This is a genomic window from Pseudomonas oryzihabitans (assembly GCF_024652905.1).
In the GTDB taxonomy this organism is placed as follows: domain Bacteria; phylum Pseudomonadota; class Gammaproteobacteria; order Pseudomonadales; family Pseudomonadaceae; genus Chryseomonas; species Chryseomonas benzopyrenica.
The window spans coordinates 305,658-323,932 of the sequence record NZ_CP102428.1 but is presented as its reverse complement, the minus strand read 5'-3'; the positions used below and the strand labels follow the sequence as shown (position 1 = coordinate 323,932).

Genomic DNA, 18,275 nt, shown 5'->3' with positions numbered 1-18,275 from the left:
GGCGTTACCTCGACTGATCGGTGACTAGGGGATGGTGCTGCAGGTTGCGCTTGGAGGCGGCGATGTGGCGGCGCATCAGCAGTTCGGCCAGTTCGCCATCGCCTTCGGCCAGGGCATCGAGGATGCGATGGTGCTCGGCGAAGGCCTGGCGCGGCCGATTGGGGGTGGCGGAGACCTTGAGCCGGTACATGCGCACCAGGTGATAGAGCTCGCCGCAGAGCAGCCGCACCAGCATGCCGTTGCCGCTGGCCTGGATGATGCGGTAGTGGAAGTCGTGGTCGCCTTCCTGCAGGTAGTAACCGGTGCCGGCCTGGAACGCCGGATCGCGCTCGTGGGTATCCAGCAGCTGGCGCAGTTCGTCGATGCCCTGGGGCGTGAGGCGTTCGGCCGCCAGGCGGCAGGCCATGCCTTCGAGGGATTCGCGGATCTCGTAGAGCTCGACCAGCTCAGCCAGACTCAGGGCGGCGACCCGCGCGCCGGCATGGGGCACCCGCACCACCAGGCGCTGGCCTTCCAGCCGGTGGATGGCCTCGCGCAGCGGCCCGCGGCTGATGCCGTAGGTGCGCGCCAACTCGGGCTCGGAAATCTTGCTGCCCGGCGCCACGTCGCCACGGACGATGGCCTCGCGGATCCGGCGGAAGACCTGCTCGGAGAGGGTCCCACTGTCGGTCTCGGGCGCTTCGACCTGGAAGGGGCTATCGATCATTGTCGACACCTTTTGTGTTTATGGGTCAGATAACTACGCCTGAACGCCATTACAGTCAATCTTTGTCGACAATCCAGCTGTGACACCCTGTATCTCGCTCTCGCCCCAGGCGGTTCGCTACACTAGCGCGCCGCCCACCCCAGCCGACCTCGCCATGCCCCTCTGCCAGTTGCATCCCCTGCCCTACCACGCCGATCCCACGGTGCGGTTCGCCCTGTTGCAGGGCGAGCCCGGCGCGGTGCTGCTGGACTCCGGGCGGCCGGTAGCCGAGCGCGGTCGCTACGACCTGATGGCGGCCTGGCCGCGCGAAGTGCTGCAACCCGACTTCGGCGAGTCGGGGCGAGCCTTTTTCGCCCGGACACGCACCGCCCTGGCCAGCCTGGGCCAAGCGGACCTGCCGGAGGGCGTGGACCTGCCCTTCGCCGGTGGCCTGCTGGGTTATCTCGGCTATGACTTCGGTCGCCGCCTGGAGCGCCTACCGGACGGCGCCCGCGCTGACCTGCAGCTGCCCGATGCCCGCCTGGGCCTCTATGCCTGGGCGCTGATCAGCGATCATCAGGCGCGGACCAGCCAACTGGTCTTTCATCCCAGGCTGGACGAGACGGAAAGGCAACGCCTGATCGCGCTGTTCGCTGCCGATGCACGCCCCGAGGCCGACGGCTTCCGCCTGACCGCGCCCTTCGCCGCCGACATCGACCGCGCCACCTATCGCCAGCGCATCGAGGCCATCCAGGCCTATATCGCCGCGGGCGACTGCTACCAGGTCAACTTCGCCCAGCGCTTCCGCGCGCCCTTCCAGGGTTCGCCCTGGCGCGCCTACCGGGCCCTGCGTGCGGCCTGCCCGACGCCTTTCTCCGGCTACCTGGCACTGGACAGGGGCGCCCTGCTCAGCCATTCGCCCGAGCGCTTCCTCCGAGTGAGTCGCGGCCAGGTGGAGACCCGGCCGATCAAGGGCACCCGGCCGCGCCAGGCAGATGCTGAGGCTGACGCCGCCGAAGCCCGCGCCCTGCTGGCCAGCCCCAAGGACCGCGCCGAGAACCTGATGATCGTCGACCTGCTGCGCAACGACCTCGGCCGCAGCTGTCGGACCGGCTCGGTACGGGTGCCCGAGCTGTTCGCCCTGGAGAGTTATCCCAACGTCCACCACCTGGTCAGCGCCGTCACCGGTGAACTGGCCGCTGGGCTGGACGCCCTGGACCTGCTGGCCGGCAGTTTCCCTGGTGGCTCCATCACCGGGGCACCGAAGATCCGCGCCATGCAGATCATCGACGAGCTGGAAGAGACCCGCCGTGGCCCCTACTGCGGCTCGCTGCTCTATCTGGACGTACGCGGCGAGAGCGACAGCTCCATCCTGATCCGCAGCCTGCTGGCCGAAGACGGGGTACTCAGTTGCTGGGGCGGCGGCGGCATAGTCATGGATTCCCACTGGGAAGACGAATACGCCGAATCCCTGGCCAAGGTGCGGGTGCTGCTGGAGACGCTGGAAGCCCACAGCTGATCCGGCTTTGCTACCATGGGGGCATCCTCTCGCCGGCTGGAGCCCGCCATGTCTCTCGATCTCGCCCGCATCAACGCCGACCTTGGCCGCGATCCCGAAAAGCTCGTCGCCTGGGCCCTGGGGCTGGGTAAAAGTGCCATCGTCACCACCAACTTCCGCCCCTTCGAGGCGGTGATCCTGCACCTGGTCAGCCAGGTCAAGCCGGACATCCCGGTGGTCTGGATGGACAGCGGCTACAACACCCCCGCGACCTACCGCTGCGCCGACGAGATCGTGCGCAAGCTCGATCTCAACCTGGTGACCTACCTGCCCAAGCGCTCGCGCGCCCACCGCGAGGCCATCGACGGCTCGGTGCCGGGGCTGGACGATCCGCGCCATGCCGCCTTCACCGAAGAGGTCAAGCTGGAACCCTTCGCCCGCGCCCTGCGCGAGACGGCGCCCGAGGTCTGGTTCACCGCCCTGCGCGCCACCGACACCGCAGTGCGTGCCCAGATGGATCCGGTCAGCGTCAACCCGGACGGCCTGATCAAGGTCGCCCCCCTGCTGCACTGGACCTCCAAGGACCTCTACCAGTACCTGACCGCCCACGACCTGCCCAACGAATTCGACTACTTCGACCCCACCAAGGGTGACGAAAACCGCGAGTGCGGCCTGCACCTCGCCCACTGAGTCGACACCTCCCGCGCGCTCGGTTCCGGGCGCGTGCCCTGTTCCTGCTGAAACATCGCCCATGACCGCTTCCCGCCCTATCCACTCCCGCAAGGGCGTCTTTGCCGTGGTGCTCGGCAACGCCGTGGAGTTCTTCGACTTCGGCGTCTACGCCACCTTCGCCGTGCTGATCGGCCAGGTGTTCTTTCCTTCTGACAATCCCTTCGCCAGCCTGATGGCCAGCGTCATCACCTTTGGCGTAGGCTTCGTCGTCCGCCCGCTGGGCGCCATTCTCATCGGCGCCTGGGCTGACCGCGTCGGGCGCAAGCCGGCGATGCTGCTGACCATGGTGCTGATGGCCCTGGGCACCGGTGGCATCGCCGTGCTGCCAGGCTACGAGCAGATCGGTATCGCCGCGCCCATCCTGCTGGTGCTGACGCGCCTGTTGCAGGGCCTGGCCTGGGGTGGCGAAGCCGGCCCGGCCACCACCTACATCCTGGAAGCGGCGCCGCTGCACAAGAGGGGCACCTACGCCTGCTGGCAGGTAGTGGCCCAGGGCCTGGCCGCGGTGGCGGCCGGGCTGATCGGCTATGGCCTGACCCTCTGGCTGACGCCGGAGCAACTGCTGGCCTGGGGCTGGCGCCTGCCCTTCCTGCTGGGCTTGGCGATCCTGCCCATCGGCCTCTATATCCGTCGCGGCCTGGTGGATACCCACGTCGGCGAAGCCCGGGGCACCGGCGCGGTGCTGGGCGAGGTGCTGGCCACCCAGCGGCGACCGCTGCTGCTGGGGCTGCTGATCCTCTCCGGCAGCACCATCACCCAGTACTTCCTCAACTACATGACCACCTTCGCCCTGGTGGAACTGAAGCTGCCGGCCGGGATCGCCATGCTCGCCACCCTGGTGATGGGCGCGGCCATGGCGGTGTGCTCGATCCTGGGCGGCGTGCTCAGTGATCGCTATGGCCGGCGCATCGTGCTGATCCTGCCGCGATTACTGCTGCTGGTGCTGCTCTATCCGGCCCTGGAACTCATCACCCAGGCGCCTGGCTCCGGCACCTTCCTGTTGACCCTGGCGGTGCTCTCCGGCCTGCACGGCATGAGCGGCGCGGCGCTGATCGTGCTGCTCGTGGAAAGCTTTCCCCAACAGGTGCGGGCCACCGGTTTCTCCCTGGTGTACGCAGTAGGCGTGGCGGCCTTCGGCGGCACGGCCCAGATCGTGGTGACCTGGCTGATCGGCGCCACGGGGGATCGCATGGCGCCGGCCGCCTATCTGCTGCTGGCCAATCTGGTCTGTCTCGGCGCCGCCTGGTTCGCCGCCGAGACCTGCCCGGGGCGTCAGCCGGCGGAACGCTCCGCGGCATAACCCTCTTCCCGACGGTTCTTGCGCTCCAGGCGGGTATAGACGATGCCGGTCAGCAGCAGGCCGAATACCAGCACCGCGGCCAGCAGATAGAGCCCCGAAGCCAGGGTACCGGTCGCGGCCTTGAGTGCGCCGATGCCATAGGGGCCGAGATAGCCGCCGAGGTTGCCCACCGAATTGATCAGGGCGATACCGGCGGCGGCGCTGGCTCCGGCGAAGAAGCGACCCGGCAGGGTCCAGAACAGCGCGGTGAGGGAAAACAGACAGAAGGCCACCACCGACAGCGCCGCCAGCTGCAGCACCGCGGTACCGAACCAGGCACTGCCGGCCATGGCCAGGGCGCCCACGGCATAGAGCACCGCCAGGTGCCCATAGCGATCGCCCAGACGATCGGAACTGCGCGGCACGATGAGCAGGCCGAGGATGCCGAAAGCATAGGGGATGGCGGAGATGAAGCCGGTGGTGAGATCGCTGCCACCGAACTGGTGGATCAGCGTCGGCAGCCACAATCCGAGACCGTAGATGCTCAGGGTTACCGGCAGGTAATACAGCGCTAGCAGCAGTACCCGACGATCCTTGAGCGCATGCAGGGGATTGCCATGGCGGGTCTGGTCGAAGAGGTGCAGGTCCTTTTCCAGCTCCGTGGCCAGCCAACGCTTTTCTTCGGCGTCCAGCCAGGTGACCTGCTGCGGGCCGTCCGGCAGCCGGGTCAGGGTCGGCCAGGCCAGCAGCACCGCCGGGGCGCCGATGCAGAGGAACAGCCACTGCCAACCGTGCAGACCAAGGGCGCCATCCAGCTGCAACAGCATGCCCGACAGCGGTCCCGTCATCAGCATGGCGATGGGCTGGGAGAGGATGAACAGCCCCATGATCTTGCCGCGGTGGCGCACCGGGAACCACTGGGTGAGGTAGTAGAGCACCCCGGGAAAGAAGCCGGCCTCGGCGACCCCTAGCAAGAAGCGCATGACATAGAAACTGTTGGGCCCCTGGACGAAGGCCATGCCCATGGTGATGGCACCCCAGGTGATCAGGATGCGGGCGAACCAACGACGCGCACCGAAGCGTTCCAGCAGGAGGTTGCTGGGCACCTCGAAGAGGAAGTAACCGATGAAGAACAGGCCGGCACCGAGACCATAGGCGGCATCGCCGATGCCGACGTCGGCGCCCATGTGCAGCTTGGCGAAGCCCACGGCAGAGCGGTCGATGTAGGCGACCAGATAGAGCAATACGAGAAAGGGGATCAGCTTACGCGTGATCCGGCGGATGAGGACGGATTCGGGGTGCATGGCGTTCTCCGACTTGTTGTTGTTGTGCGGTTGAAGCGCAGATTGCTCAAAATTCTAACGTACTATCATTGAATCGTTAAACACCCAATTTAGGCCATTAATCGACTCTTAAGGTAATTTTGATAATACTAAAATATTGTTACGAAGTAGGAAATCTTACCTCTTGATTTCCGCTGATCCCCGTTACAGAGCCGCTTGGCCCGCGATAACATCGGTTATCGCGCTGATGGTGTTATAGTGATGGCACGACGACTTCGGATGCCTTTCGATGAATTACAAGACACCGCTGCCGCGCAAAAGCAGACACGCTCGCATCGTCCACGAACTCGGTACTCAGATCGTGTCTGGCCAGTTTTTGCCAGAACAACGCCTGCCTCCCGAGTCGCAACTGTGCGAAGACTACGAGGTGAGCCGGCCCGTCCTGCGGGAAGCCACCAGAGTGCTGGTCGCCAAGGGCTTGGTCAGATCCAAGCCCAAGGTCGGAACCGTTGTGAAGCCACGCAACGAGTGGCATCTGCTCGACCCCGACGTCCTGCATTGGCTGTTGCAGAGTGATTCCCGGCACTCCTTTTTTGAAACCCTGGTCAAGGTGCGTAACATCATCGAGCCGGAGGTCGCTGCCATGGCGGCGGCCAATGCCCAGCCCGAAGACCTGACGGCGATCGAAGAAGCCTATGAGCGCATGGAGCAGGCCGAGGATCTGACCGCCATGGCCGAGCCGGACATGGCCTTTCATCTGTCCATCGCCAATGCCACGCACAACGAGTTGCTCATTCACCTCTACAGCATCATGCTGATCCCGGTACGGGACTACCTGGAACGCTCTGCGGCGCTGTTCAAGGATGAAAGCCTCGGTCTGCTGGTACCACGACACAAGGCCATCCTGACCGCCATTCAGCATCGCGATCCGATCTGCGCCCGCCATGCCGCCATCGCGCAGCTGGCCGGGGTCGATGACCTGGTCACCGAGACCTTCCGGACGGATCCCTTGTCTGCCAAGGAAGTTTCGTATGATCATTAAGGGCAATAACCCACTCGCGGTATGCCCTCATGTCCAGCAGCTACCACGCTTCCACCGTCGAACAGCTCGGCCAGCGTCTGGCGGCTGGGCAATTCCCACCCGGTAGCTCGCTCAAGGTAGAGGCGGACCTCTGCCAGGAACTCGGCGTCAGCCGTACCATCCTGCGCGAGGCGATCAAGACTCTGGCGGCCAAAGGCATGCTGGAAGTCGGCCCCAAGGTCGGTACCCGGGTCCTGCCGCTCAGCCGCTGGAACCTGTTCGACACCCAAGTGGTGGGCTGGTTGGCCACGGGCGGCCTGCCCGCGCATTTCGTCAAGGACCTGCTGGACCTGCGCCACGCCATCGAGCCGGCCGCGGTGCGCTGGGCCTGCGAAAGAGCCACCCCCGAGCAGGTCCAGGCGATTCAGGTCGCCTACCAGCATCTGGAAGCCTCCCTCGACGGTGGCGACTACAACACCGCCGACCAGCGCTTCCACGAATGCGTCCTGGCGGCCAGCCACAATCAGTTCATCGAGCAGATGGTGCCCGCCCTGGGCGCGCTGCTGGCGGCCTCCTTCACCCTGTCGTCGGCCGACCCCGACGAGCTGCGACGCACCCTCCCCCTGCACAAGACCCTTGCCGATGGCATCGCCTCCCGCGATGCCGCGCGCGCCGTCTGGGCCTGCATGATGCTGATCGATAGCGCAGCGGTGACCCTGGCCCGCTATACCGACTGACGTCCCGGTCGGCAACCTCGGCGTCTCTCCAGGTTCCTATGCTTGGATTTTCCGTCCTGCCACAACAAGAGAGGTGAACGATGGATTGGCAGCCGCTGCTTCCCCAGCGCTTCAAACTGGCCGAGGGTCCCTTCTGGGACCAGGAGACCCAGGCGCTCTACTGGGTGGACATCGCCGGCTTCAAGGCCTGCCGCCTGCGCGGCGAGCACTACCAGGAATGGCAATTGGATAGGCCCTGCTCCGCCTTCGTGCCTACAATCCGTGGCGACGCCCTGGTGACCTTGCCGGATGGCGTCTTCCGCCTGGATCTCGATTCCCCGCCAGAGCGTCCCGCCCTGGAGCTGTTCTGCGTCGCCGATCCCGATCCAGGCAATCGCGGCAATGAAGCGCGCTGCGATGCCCAGGGCCGGCTCTGGCTCGGCACCATGCAGAACAATCTCGATGCCCAGGGTGGCGATGTGGCCATCGATCGCCATTCGGGCGGGCTGTTCCGCATCGACCCCGATGGCAGCGTCAGTCGTCACGCCAGCGATCTCGGCATCGCCAACACCCTGGTGTGGAGCGCCGCCGACAACCACGTCATCAGTGCCGATACCCTGAAGGACACCCTCTATCGCTATCCGCTGGATGCCAGCGGCAACCTGGGCGAACCCACCGTTTGGGCCGGTCCCCACGAGCGCGGCTCGCCGGATGGCTCGGCCATCGACAGCGAAGGCTGTGTGTGGAACGCGCGCTGGGACGGCAACTGCCTGCTGCGTTTCTCGCCCGAGGGCGAGTTGCTGGAGATCGTCGAGCTGCCGGTCCAGCGCCCCACCAGCTGCGTCTTCGGCGGACCGGATCTGCGCACCCTCTACGTCACCAGCGCCGCCGCCGATGGCGTCCTCGACGGCGCCCTGCTCACGGCGACCGCGCCGGTAGCCGGCATGCCCTGCCACAGGTTTGCTGGCTGATTCATCCTACCGACCCTGGCGCCCTCTGCGGCGCCTTTCAGCGCCAGACCCTATGTAACAGCCTGGTGACAGAGGTGACGAAAAATCCTGTCACCTTTTCCTTGCGCCCGCATTCATCCAATCATACTATCAATAAAGAGCGGCGTCGTCTGACCTCCACGACGGCAGCCCGCCGCCTTGCATTGCCTGGCCACACCAATAAAAACAAGGAGTTCCAGCTATGTTCCGTGTTCCGGGAGTTCGTTCTCTGCTGCGTGCCGCCCTCGCCGCCGGTGCCGTCAGCCTGTCTCTCTCCGCCTTCGCCGCCGATCCGGTCAAGATCGGCTTCCTGGTCAAGCAACCCGAGGAACCCTGGTTCCAGACCGAGTGGGCCTTCGCCGAGAAAGCCGCCAAGGACAAGGGCTTCACCCTGCTCAAGATCGCCGTGCCGGATGGCGAGAAGACCCTCGCCGCCATTGACAGCCTGGCTGCCAACGGCGCCAAGGGCTTCGTGATCTGCCCGCCCGACGTCTCCCTCGGCCCGGCCATCGTGGCCAAGGCCAAGCTCAACGACCTCAAGGTGATGGCGGTGGACGACCGCTTCGTCGACGCCAAGGGCAAGTTCATGGAAGACGTGCCCTACCTGGGCATGGCCGCCTTCGAGGTCGGTCAGCAGCAGGGCGCGGCCATGGCCGCCGAAGCCGAGAAGCGTGGCTGGAAGTGGGATGACACCTATGCGGTGATCAACACCTACAACGAGCTGGATACCGGCAAGAAGCGCACCGACGGTTCGGTGGAAGCCCTGAAGAAGGCCGGCCTGCCCGCCGACCACATCATCTTCGCCCCGCAGAAGACCCTCGACGTGCCTGGCAGCATGGACTCCACCACCTCGGCCCTGGTCAAGCTGCCCTCGGGCGCCAAGCACCTGATCATCGGCGGTATGAACGACAACACCGTGCTGGGCGGCGTCCGCGCCACCGAAAGCGCCGGTTTCAAGGCCGAGCAGGTGATCGGCATCGGCATCAACGGCACCGACGCCATCGGCGAACTGAAGAAACCCAACAGCGGCTTCTTCGGCTCCATGCTGCCCAGCCCCCACGAAGAGGGCTACCAGACCGCCAGCATGATGTACGAGTGGGTCACCACCGGTAAGGAACCGCCCAAGTACACCGCGATGGACAAGGTCACCCTCATCACCCGCGCCAATTTCCAGCAGGAGCTGGAAAAGATCGGCCTCTGGAAGTGATGACCCCGGCGGCGCCGGTCCTGGCGCCGCCCCCTTTCATATGGAGCCTTTATTACGATTTAGCGAGCTAGCGACAAACAAGGCGAAAAGGCTTTAGGAAGCGCAGTTTACGATTAGTAAATGAGCATTCCGACGGGGCTGGCCCTCCAGAGGCTTTTCAACACAGTTTGGCCGACGCGCAGCAGATCGTAAAAAGGTTGTGACAGGAGTGCCTCATGGCAGCCTTGGAACACACCACCGCCCAGAGCGCCGACAGCCTCGGTTTCGTCGGCATCGGCAAGACCTTTCCCGGCGTCAAGGCGCTCGCCGACATCTCCTTCAACGTGCGTCCCGGCTCGGTGCACGCCCTCATGGGCGAGAACGGCGCGGGCAAGTCGACCCTGCTGAAGATCCTCAGCGGCTACCACACCCCCACCACCGGACATCTCAACATCGACGGCCAGGAGCTGGTGTTCAAGAGCACCGCCGAAGCCATCCGCGCCGGCGTCGCGGTGATCCAGCAGGAGCTGCAGCTGGTGCCGGAGATGACCGTCGCCGAGAACCTCTTTCTCGGTCACCTGCCCGCGCGTTACGGCATCGTCAATCGCGGCCACCTGCGCCGCCAGGCCCTGGACCTGCTCAAGGGTCTGGCCGAAGAGATCGACCCCAATACCAAGGTCGGGCGCCTGTCGCTCGGTCAGCGTCAGCTGGTGGAGATCGCCAAGGCGCTCTCCCGCGGCGCCCGCGTCATCGCCTTCGACGAACCCACCAGCTCGCTGTCCGCCCGCGAGACCGATCGGCTGATGACCATCATCGCCCGGCTGCGCGACGAAGGCCGGGTGGTGCTCTATGTCTCCCACCGCATGGAAGAGGTCTTCCGCATCTGCGACGCGGTGACGGTATTCAAGGACGGTCGCCACGTGCGCACCATCGAGCGCCTGGCCGACATCACTCCCGACCAGCTGATCACCCTGATGGTCGGCCGGGATCTCGCCGACATCTACGACTACCGGCCGCGTGAGATCGGCGGCGGCTGCCTCAGGGTCGAGGGCCTGCTCGGCCAGGGCCTGCAGCAGCCGGTGGGCTTCGAGGTCTGCCAGGGCGAGATCCTCGGCCTTTTCGGCCTGGTCGGCGCCGGCCGCACCGAGCTGCTGCGCCTGCTGGCAGGCCTGGAAAAGCACAAGGCTGGCAGCCTGAGCCTCAAGGGCGCCCCGGTCAGCCTCAGGTCCCCACGCGACGCCATCGCCGCCGGCATCCTGCTGTGCCCGGAAGATCGCAAGAAGGAAGGCATCGTGCCCCTGGCCAGCGTGGCCGAGAACATCAACATCAGCGCCCGCGCCCATCACGCCAGCCTTGGCTGCCTGATCCAGGGTCGCTGGGAAAAGGCCAACGCCGAAAAGCAGATTCGCGCGCTCAACGTGAAGACGCCCCATGCCGGGCAGAAGATCAAGAATCTCTCCGGCGGCAACCAGCAGAAGGCCATTCTCGGTCGCTGGCTGTCGATGCCCATGCAGGTGCTCCTGCTCGACGAACCCACCCGCGGCATCGACGTGGGTGCCAAGTCGGAGATCTACGCCATCATCCATGACCTCGCCGCCCGCGGCATCGCCGTGGTGGTGGTCTCCAGCGACCTGATGGAGGTCATGGGCGTGGCCGACCGCATCCTGGTGATGAGCGAAGGCGCCATCACCGGCGAGGTGGCCCGCGCCGAGTTCAACGACGAGCGGCTGCTGCAGCTCGCCCTGCCCCGTACCCGCGCCTGAGGGCGCGCCTTGCTGGTCGAGATAACAATAAAGAGGTCCTATCCATGTCCGCTCAACCCCACAGCCTGACCCCGCCGCGCCGCGGCTTCGACATGCGTCGCTTCCTCGACGACTGGGCCATGATGCTGGCCGCGCTGGTCATCTTCGCCCTCTGCGCGCTGTTCGTGCAGAACTTCCTCTCGCCGCTGAACATGCGTGGCCTGGGCCTGGCGATCTCCACCGTGGGCATCGCCGCCTGCACCATGCTGTTCTGCCTGGCCTCCGGCCACTTCGACCTCTCGGTGGGCTCGGTCATCGCCTGTGCCGGCGTGGTCGCGGCGGTGGTGATGCGCGACTTCGACAGCGTCTTTCTCGGCGTCGCCGCCGCCCTGGCCATGGGCCTGGTGGTGGGCCTGATCAACGGGCTGGTGATCGCCAAGCTCAAGATCAACGCCTTGATCACGACCTTGGCGACCATGCAGATCGTGCGCGGCCTGGGCTACATCTTCTCCGACGGCAAGGCCGTGGGCGTCTCCCAGGAGCAGTTCTTCGTGTTCGGCAACGGCCAGCTGTTCGGCTTGCCAGTGCCCATCGTCATCACCCTGCTGTGCATCCTGTTCTTTGGCTGGCTGCTCAACTACACCACCTTCGGTCGCAACACCATGGCCATCGGTGGCAACGAGGAGGCCGCGCTGCTGGCCGGTGTCCACGTCGACCGCACCAAGATCATCATCTTCGCCATGCATGGAGTGATCGGCGCCCTGGCCGGCGTGGTCCTGGCCTCGCGCATGACCTCCGGCCAGCCGATGATCGGCCAGGGCTTCGAACTCACGGTGATCTCCGCCTGCGTGCTGGGCGGGGTCTCCCTGGCCGGCGGCATCGGCATGATCCGCCACGTGATCGCCGGCGTGCTGATCCTGGCGATCATCGAGAACGCCATGAACCTGAAGAACATCGACACCTTCTACCAGTACGTCATCCGCGGAACCATCCTGCTGCTGGCGGTGGTGATCGACCGCTTCAAGCAGCGCTAAACCCAGACTTCGCCCTCCCCCCGCGGCGCCAGGTGCGCCGTGCCGGGGACCGCTTTGCCCGTGAAATGCCCGAGGACAAGACAATGACCACGCCCAAACGCCCGCTCCGCTCCGCCCAGTGGTTCGGCAGCAACGACAAGAACGGCTTCATGTACCGCAGCTGGATGAAGAATCAGGGCATCCCGGACCATGAATTCCAGGGCAAGCCCGTCATCGGCATCTGCAACACCTGGTCCGAACTGACCCCCTGCAACGCCCACTTCCGCAAGATCGCCGAACACGTCAAGCGCGGCATCTACGAAGCCGGCGGCTTTCCGGTGGAATTCCCGGTGTTCTCCAATGGCGAATCCAACCTCAGACCCACCGCCATGCTGACCCGCAACCTGGCCAGCATGGACGTGGAAGAAGCCATCCGCGGCAATCCGGTGGACGCCGTGGTGCTGCTGACCGGCTGCGACAAGACCACGCCAGCGCTGCTGATGGGCGCCGCCAGCTGTGACGTGCCGGCCATCGTCGTCACCGGTGGCCCCATGCTCAACGGCAAGCACCACGGTCGCGACATCGGCGCCGGCACCATCGTCTGGCAGATGCACGAGGCCTACAAGGCGGGCGCCATCGACCTCAACGAATTCCTCTCCGCCGAAGCCGGGATGTCGCGTTCGGCCGGTACCTGCAACACCATGGGCACCGCCTCCACCATGGCCTGCATGGCCGAAGCCCTGGGCACCTCGCTGCCGCACAACGCGGCCATTCCGGCGGTGGATTCGCGGCGCTACGTGCTGGCGCACCTGTCCGGCATGCGCATCGTCGAAATGGTGGAAGAAGACCTGCGACTGTCGAAGATCCTCACCAAGGAAGCCTTCGAGAACGCCATCCGCGTCAATGCCGCCATCGGCGGTTCCACCAACGCGGTGATCCACCTCAAGGCCATCGCCGGCCGCATCGGCGTGGACCTGGAGCTGGACGACTGGACCCGCGTCGGCCGCGGCACCCCCACCATCGTCGACCTGCAACCCTCCGGGCGCTTCCTGATGGAGGAGTTCTACTATGCCGGCGGTCTGCCGGCGGTGATCCGCCGCATGGGCGAAGCCAAGCTGCTGCCCCACCCCGAAGCCCTGACCGCCAACGGCAAGAGCCTCTGGGCCAACTGCGCCGAGGCGCCCATCTATGGCGACGACGAGGTCATCCGCGCCCTGGACAACCCCCTGCGCGCCGATGGCGGCATCTGCGTGCTGCGCGGCAATCTGGCGCCCAAGGGCGCGGTGCTCAAGCCGTCGGCCGCGACCCCCGCGCTGATGCAGCACCGTGGTCGCGCCGTGGTGTTCGAGAACCTGGAAGACTACAAGGCGCGCATCGTCGATCCGGACCTGGACATCGACGAGACCTGCGTGATGGTGCTGAAGAATTGCGGACCCAAGGGGTACCCGGGCATGGCCGAGGTGGGCAACATGGGCCTGCCGGCCAAGCTACTGGCCAAGGGCATCACCGACATGGTGCGCATCTCCGACGCCCGCATGAGCGGCACCGCCTACGGCACCGTGGTCCTGCACGTGGCGCCCGAGGCCTCGGCCGGCGGTCCGCTGGCGGTGGTGCGCGAAGGCGACATGATCGAGCTGGACTGCGCTTCCGGCCGCCTGCATCTGGACATTCCCGACGAAGAACTGGCCGCGCGCCTGGCCGACTGGCAACCGCCGGCCGACCAGCTGCTGGCCGGCGGTTATCGCCGCCTCTACGTCAACCATGTGCTGCAGGCCGACGAAGGCTGCGACTTCGACTTCCTGGTCGGCTGCCGCGGTTCCGAAGTGCCCCGTCACTCCCATTGACCGGCTCTACCGTTGGGTTGAGCAACGCGAAGCCCAACAAACCACAACACCCGCTGTTCCCTGTACAACAACAAACCGAAAAGGTGGTCGAGATGAAACGCACGTTAGCCCTCACCGGACTTGGACTGTCACTCATGATCAGCACCCTTACCGCCCAGGCGGCCGGCCTCACCAGCCAGCAGTCGAGCTTCGGCAAGCTGCCCGATGGCACTCCCATCGAGAAGTTCGTTCTGACCAACAGCCACGGCATGCAGGCCACGGTAATCACCTACGGCGGCGTGCTGCAGGCGCTCAAGGTGCCCGACCGCAAGGGCCACAGCGAAGACGTGGTGCTGGGCTTCGATGACGTCCAGGGTTATCTCGACAACCCCACCGTATTCTTTGGCGCCACCATCGGCCGCTTCGGCAACCGCATTGCCGAGGGCCGCTTCAGCCTCGATGGCAAGAGTTACCAGATTCCCCAGAACGACAAGACCAACGCCCTGCACGGCGGCCCCCAAGGCTTCAACACCAAGGTGTGGAAGGCCGAGCCGGCCAAGGGCGACGGCTGGGTCGGCGTGACCCTGAGCTATGTCTCCCCCGATGGCGAGATGGGCTTTCCCGGCACCCTGGCCACTCAGGTGACCTACCAGCTGGACGAGCACAACCAGCTGACCCTCAAGTACCGCGCCACCACCGACAAGCCGACGGTGCTCAACCTGACCAATCACAGCTACTTCAACCTGGCGGGCGCCGGCAGTGGCACCGTGCTCAAGCAGGTGGCAATGCTCAATGCCGACAAATACACGCCAGTGACCGCCAAGCTGATCCCCACCGGCGAGTTGCCACCGGTGGCCGGCACGCCGATGGACTTCCGCAAGCCGACCGCCATCGGCAAGCACATCGCCGACGACAACCAGCAACTGAAGTACGCCGAACCCAAGCAGGGTGGCTATGACTTCAACTGGGTGCTCAACACCGCTGGCGATCTGCAGAAAGCCGCTGCCGTGGTGACCGACCCGGGCTCCGGCCGCACCCTGACCCTCTACACCACCGAACCAGGCGTGCAGTTCTATACCGGCAACTTCCTGGAGGGGAACATCAAGGGCAAGGCCGGCAAGACCTATGGCCACTGGGGTGCCTTCACCCTGGAAACCCAGCACTACCCGGATGCCCCCAACCAGCCCAACTTCCCTACCACCCGCCTGGATCCCGGCCAGACCTACACCCAGACGACCATCTTCAAGTTCGCCAGCAAGTAAGGCTGCTCCTGATGCAAGAAAGGCCGCTCTCAGGAGCGGCCTTTTCTGTTGGGCTCGTGCCGGGCGCTTCCCTCACCCCAACCTTCTCCCAAAGGGAGAGAGGGTTGCTCCGACGCGGCCCGTAGCCTGGTGCCTGGTAGCGTGGAAAGCAACGAGCCCTTTCCACCACCCAATAAAAAACCCGGCGTCTCGCGACACCGGGTCTTCTCTCACTCAAGACAGCGCGATCAGATCGCGGCCTTGGTGTTCTCGCCGTTCACCAGGCGCTGGATACCCAGCGGGTTGGCGTTCTGCAGGGCTTCCGGCAGGAAGGCATCCGGGTAGTTCTGGTAGCACACCGGGCGCAGGAAGCGATCGATGGCCAGAGTGCCGACCGAGGTGCCGCGGGCATCGGAGGTCGCCGGATAGGGACCGCCATGGACCATGGCATCGCAGACTTCCACGCCGGTGGGATAGCCGTTGAGCAACAGGCGACCGGCTTTCTGCTCCAGCAGGCCGATAATGGCTTCGAAGCGCTGCAGATCGCCCGGCTCGGCCAGCAGGGTCGCGGTCAGCTGACCATGCAGGCCTTGCAGCGCCTGGTGCAGCTGGGCTTCGTCGGCTACCTCGACCACCACCGTGGTGGGGCCGAAGACTTCTTCCTGCAGCAGCTCGTCGCTTTCCAGCAGCAGACTCACGTCAGCTTTGAACAGCTGCGGACGCGCCTGGTTGCCTTCCTGGTTGGCGCCGGCCAGGTGTTGTACACCCGAATGGGCCAGCAGCGCCGCGACGCCCTTCTCGTAGCTCTTCAGGGTGCCCGGATTGAGCATGGTCTGGGGTGCCTGCTCGTTCATGGCACCGGCCAGGCGTTCCAGGAAGCTGCTGAATTCTGGCGAACGCACGCCGATGACCAGGCCAGGATTGGTGCAGAACTGGCCACAGCCCAGCACCACGGAGGCCGCGAGTTCACCGCTGATGGCGTCGCCACGGGCCTTGAGCGCCTCGGGCAGCACGACTACCGGGTTGATGCTGGACATCTCGGCGAAGACCGGGATGGGTTGCGGACGAGCCGCGGCCATGTCGCACAGGGCACGACCACCACGCAGGGAGCCAGTGAAGCCCACGGCCTGGATGGCCGGATGCTTGACCAGTTGCTCGCCCACGCCACCGCCGTAGATCATGTTGAACACGCCCTTGGGCATGCCGGTCTTCTCGGCGGCGCGGATCACCGCATCGGCCACGTATTCGGCGGTGACCATATGGCCACTGTGGGCCTTGAACACCACCGGGCAACCGGCGGCCAGGGCCGCGGCGGTATCGCCACCGGCGGTGGAAAAGGCCAGCGGGAAGTTGCTGGCGCCAAAGACGGCTACCGGACCCAGGCCGATGCGGTACTGACGCAGGTCAGGACGCGGCAGCGGCTTGCGATCGGGCAGCGCGGTGTCGATACGGGCACCGTGGAAGTCACCGCGGCGCAGCACCTTGGCGAACAGGCGCATCTGGCCGCTGGTACGGCCACGCTCGCCCTGAATACGGCCAGCCGGCAGCGCGGTTTCCTGGCAAACCAGCTGGACGAAATCATCGCCCAGGGCATCCAGTTCGTCGGCGATGGCATCAAGGAAGGCCGCGCGCTTCTCGGCGCTCAGCTTGCGGTACAGGGGCGCGGCCTGCTCGGCGGCACGGGCGGCGGCATCGACCTCGGCCGCGGACGCCTGGAAGAATTCGTAGGGCAGCTTTTCGCCGGTGCTGGCGTCGATGCTGTAGACCCGCACCTCGCCCTCGCCGCTGCGAGCGCCACCGATGTAGTTCTTGCCTTGGATCTGCATTGTTCTCGACTCCTTATACCTAGGGGTTCAGGGAAGACCACCCGCCTCGGGGCGGTCTTCGAAAGGGTGGCACGCTCAGCGTCTGAGCGGCCGGGCCAGCCTGTGCGATACCCACTCTAGCATTCGCATAGTCAGCAGTCATCATACAACTATCAGAGTTGGCGGACCTGCCCTGGCTGGAAGGCTACCGTGCCGGCCTTGACGCCATTGCTCAGCGGCTCGCCGAATTCCGGCACCGCGATCTCGAATCTGTCGCCCGGTTCGACGCGCACACCGTCGGCGAAGGACAGGGTCGCCGTGCCGAAGAAATGCACATGGACATCGCCCGGCCGTAGGAACTGCGCATACTTGAAGTGGTGATATTCCAGGTTCTCCAGGCTGTGGCACATGTTGTCCTCGCCCGAAAGAAACTCCTTCTTCCAGACCACCCGCTCGCCGCGACGGATGCGGCTGGTACCCACCAGATGGCGCGGCAACTCCCCAGTACGCAACGCCGGACCAAAGCTGCAATAGCGTAGTTTGGAATGGGCCAGATAGAGATAGTTCTTGCGCTCCAGCACGTGGTCGGAGAATTCGTTGCCCACCGCATAACCCAGGCGATAGGGCTTGCCGTCGTCGCCGATCACATAGAGACCGGTCAACTCAGGCTCTTCGCCAGCATCCTCGGCGAACTCCGGAAGGGGGATGTCGGCACCTGGGCGCACCAGGATGCCGCCGTCGCCCTTGTAGAACCACTCCGGCTGGGCACCGGCGGTCCCAGCGGCGGGCCGACCGCCCTCTACGCCCCATTTGAACATGCGCATGGAGTCGGTCAGCTTGGCCTCCTCCTGGCTGTTCTGCTGGTGCATCTTGTCGCGGGTAGCGGCGCTGCCCAGGTGGGTCAGGCCGGTTCCAGTGACCAGGCAGTGCGCCGGATCTTCATGGTCCAGCGGCGGCAGCAGACGGCCGCCGTCGAGCAGCTCGGCATAGGCCGGTCCGGGCTCCAGGCCCAGGGTCTGCACCTGAGACTCCAGCGAAACGCCGGCACGGATGGCCTGCAGCGCCAGGGTCCGGGTGCTGGTGGCACCACGGACCTGCTGGACTTCGCCGCGCTCGACCACGCCGACGTGACGCTGGCCCTGTTGGTCTTCGAACTGAATCAGGTGCATGGCATTCTCCTTGTTGGTTATCGCCTGAGGAAGACTTTACTCGGCGCTACAGGGCCTGCCTAATGAGAGCTCCCTATCCCGTGATAACCAACG

15 protein-coding genes are annotated in these 18,275 nt (G+C 65.4%); 11 read left to right on the top strand and 4 right to left on the bottom strand.

Annotation, left to right across the window (positions count from 1 at the left end):
* Positions 1-4 precede the first annotated feature (4 nt).
* Positions 5-706, bottom strand: a complete 702-nt coding sequence (locus NRG74_RS01505; protein WP_017641935.1) for a GntR family transcriptional regulator — start codon at positions 704-706, stop codon at positions 5-7.
* A gap of 154 nt (positions 707-860) precedes the next feature.
* Between NRG74_RS01505 and pabB the strand changes: the two genes are divergently transcribed.
* The 3 genes from pabB (at position 861) to NRG74_RS01490 (ending at position 4,215) form a co-directional block, all read left to right on the top strand.
* Positions 861-2,204: an aminodeoxychorismate synthase component I gene (gene pabB / locus NRG74_RS01500; RefSeq protein ID WP_257705561.1), complete on the top strand. Its 1,344-nt coding sequence runs from the start codon at positions 861-863 to the stop codon at positions 2,202-2,204.
* A 48-nt stretch (positions 2,205-2,252) separates the two neighbouring features.
* The gene (locus NRG74_RS01495) at positions 2,253-2,873 is read left to right on the top strand and encodes a phosphoadenosine phosphosulfate reductase domain-containing protein (protein ID WP_059315687.1); all 621 of its coding nucleotides are present in this window, start codon (positions 2,253-2,255) and stop codon (positions 2,871-2,873) included.
* A 61-nt stretch (positions 2,874-2,934) separates the two neighbouring features.
* Positions 2,935-4,215, top strand: coding sequence for an MFS transporter (locus tag NRG74_RS01490; protein WP_257705560.1), 1,281 nt, complete (start codon positions 2,935-2,937; stop codon positions 4,213-4,215).
* On the opposite strand, the gene NRG74_RS01485 is transcribed toward NRG74_RS01490, so the two are convergent.
* Positions 4,188-5,498, bottom strand: a complete 1,311-nt coding sequence (locus NRG74_RS01485; protein ID WP_257705559.1) for an MFS transporter — start codon at positions 5,496-5,498, stop codon at positions 4,188-4,190. The two genes, NRG74_RS01490 and NRG74_RS01485, sit on opposite strands and share 28 nt — an antisense overlap.
* A gap of 268 nt (positions 5,499-5,766) precedes the next feature.
* Between NRG74_RS01485 and NRG74_RS01480 the strand changes: the two genes are divergently transcribed.
* The 8 genes from NRG74_RS01480 to NRG74_RS01445 all read left to right on the top strand — a co-directional run bounded on the left by NRG74_RS01480 (position 5,767) and on the right by NRG74_RS01445 (position 15,229).
* Positions 5,767-6,519, top strand: a complete 753-nt coding sequence (locus tag NRG74_RS01480; RefSeq protein WP_017641930.1) for a FadR/GntR family transcriptional regulator — start codon at positions 5,767-5,769, stop codon at positions 6,517-6,519.
* A 29-nt stretch (positions 6,520-6,548) separates the two neighbouring features.
* Entirely contained in the window at positions 6,549-7,235 is a 687-nt protein-coding gene (locus NRG74_RS01475) for a FadR/GntR family transcriptional regulator (protein WP_017641929.1), read from the top strand.
* An 80-nt stretch (positions 7,236-7,315) separates the two neighbouring features.
* Complete coding sequence (locus NRG74_RS01470) at positions 7,316-8,185, top strand: SMP-30/gluconolactonase/LRE family protein (protein WP_257705558.1); 870 nt, start codon at positions 7,316-7,318, stop codon at positions 8,183-8,185.
* A 220-nt stretch (positions 8,186-8,405) separates the two neighbouring features.
* Positions 8,406-9,410: a substrate-binding domain-containing protein gene (locus NRG74_RS01465; RefSeq protein WP_007160547.1), complete on the top strand. Its 1,005-nt coding sequence runs from the start codon at positions 8,406-8,408 to the stop codon at positions 9,408-9,410.
* A gap of 215 nt (positions 9,411-9,625) precedes the next feature.
* A complete protein-coding gene (araG, locus tag NRG74_RS01460) occupies positions 9,626-11,152 on the top strand; it encodes an L-arabinose ABC transporter ATP-binding protein AraG (protein WP_257705557.1) in 1,527 nt (508 codons plus the stop codon).
* Between the two features lie 44 nt (positions 11,153-11,196).
* Entirely contained in the window at positions 11,197-12,165 is a 969-nt protein-coding gene (gene araH, locus NRG74_RS01455; protein ID WP_059315695.1) for an L-arabinose ABC transporter permease AraH, read from the top strand.
* Positions 12,166-12,248: 83 nt separating this feature from the next.
* Complete coding sequence (locus NRG74_RS01450) at positions 12,249-13,988, top strand: IlvD/Edd family dehydratase (protein ID WP_257705556.1); 1,740 nt, start codon at positions 12,249-12,251, stop codon at positions 13,986-13,988.
* A gap of 92 nt (positions 13,989-14,080) precedes the next feature.
* Positions 14,081-15,229 (top strand): aldose epimerase family protein, encoded by a 1,149-nt coding sequence (locus tag NRG74_RS01445; protein ID WP_257705555.1) that lies wholly within the window; start codon positions 14,081-14,083, stop codon positions 15,227-15,229.
* Positions 15,230-15,456: 227 nt separating this feature from the next.
* Here NRG74_RS01445 and NRG74_RS01440 read toward each other — a convergent pair whose 3' ends face one another.
* Positions 15,457-17,034, bottom strand: coding sequence for an aldehyde dehydrogenase (NADP(+)) (locus NRG74_RS01440; RefSeq protein WP_160923375.1), 1,578 nt, complete (start codon positions 17,032-17,034; stop codon positions 15,457-15,459).
* 152 nt (positions 17,035-17,186) lie between these two features.
* Positions 17,187-18,182, bottom strand: a complete 996-nt coding sequence (gene araD1 / locus NRG74_RS01435; protein WP_257705554.1) for an AraD1 family protein — start codon at positions 18,180-18,182, stop codon at positions 17,187-17,189.
* Positions 18,183-18,275 lie beyond the last annotated feature (93 nt).

What these genes read in the sequence shown, in the direction of transcription:
- NRG74_RS01505 (WP_017641935.1), bottom strand. Translation starts at nt 706, where the DNA reads ATGATCGATAGCCCCTTCCAGGTCGAAGCGCCCGAGACCGACAGTGGG.
- pabB (WP_257705561.1), top strand. Translation starts at nt 861, where the DNA reads ATGCCCCTCTGCCAGTTGCATCCCCTGCCCTACCACGCCGATCCCACG.
- NRG74_RS01495 (WP_059315687.1), top strand. Translation starts at nt 2,253, where the DNA reads ATGTCTCTCGATCTCGCCCGCATCAACGCCGACCTTGGCCGCGATCCC.
- NRG74_RS01490 (WP_257705560.1), top strand. Translation starts at nt 2,935, where the DNA reads ATGACCGCTTCCCGCCCTATCCACTCCCGCAAGGGCGTCTTTGCCGTG.
- NRG74_RS01485 (WP_257705559.1), bottom strand. Translation starts at nt 5,498, where the DNA reads ATGCACCCCGAATCCGTCCTCATCCGCCGGATCACGCGTAAGCTGATC.
- NRG74_RS01480 (WP_017641930.1), top strand. Translation starts at nt 5,767, where the DNA reads ATGAATTACAAGACACCGCTGCCGCGCAAAAGCAGACACGCTCGCATC.
- NRG74_RS01475 (WP_017641929.1), top strand. Translation starts at nt 6,549, where the DNA reads ATGTCCAGCAGCTACCACGCTTCCACCGTCGAACAGCTCGGCCAGCGT.
- NRG74_RS01470 (WP_257705558.1), top strand. Translation starts at nt 7,316, where the DNA reads ATGGATTGGCAGCCGCTGCTTCCCCAGCGCTTCAAACTGGCCGAGGGT.
- NRG74_RS01465 (WP_007160547.1), top strand. Translation starts at nt 8,406, where the DNA reads ATGTTCCGTGTTCCGGGAGTTCGTTCTCTGCTGCGTGCCGCCCTCGCC.
- araG (WP_257705557.1), top strand. Translation starts at nt 9,626, where the DNA reads ATGGCAGCCTTGGAACACACCACCGCCCAGAGCGCCGACAGCCTCGGT.
- araH (WP_059315695.1), top strand. Translation starts at nt 11,197, where the DNA reads ATGTCCGCTCAACCCCACAGCCTGACCCCGCCGCGCCGCGGCTTCGAC.
- NRG74_RS01450 (WP_257705556.1), top strand. Translation starts at nt 12,249, where the DNA reads ATGACCACGCCCAAACGCCCGCTCCGCTCCGCCCAGTGGTTCGGCAGC.
- NRG74_RS01445 (WP_257705555.1), top strand. Translation starts at nt 14,081, where the DNA reads ATGAAACGCACGTTAGCCCTCACCGGACTTGGACTGTCACTCATGATC.
- NRG74_RS01440 (WP_160923375.1), bottom strand. Translation starts at nt 17,034, where the DNA reads ATGCAGATCCAAGGCAAGAACTACATCGGTGGCGCTCGCAGCGGCGAG.
- araD1 (WP_257705554.1), bottom strand. Translation starts at nt 18,182, where the DNA reads ATGCACCTGATTCAGTTCGAAGACCAACAGGGCCAGCGTCACGTCGGC.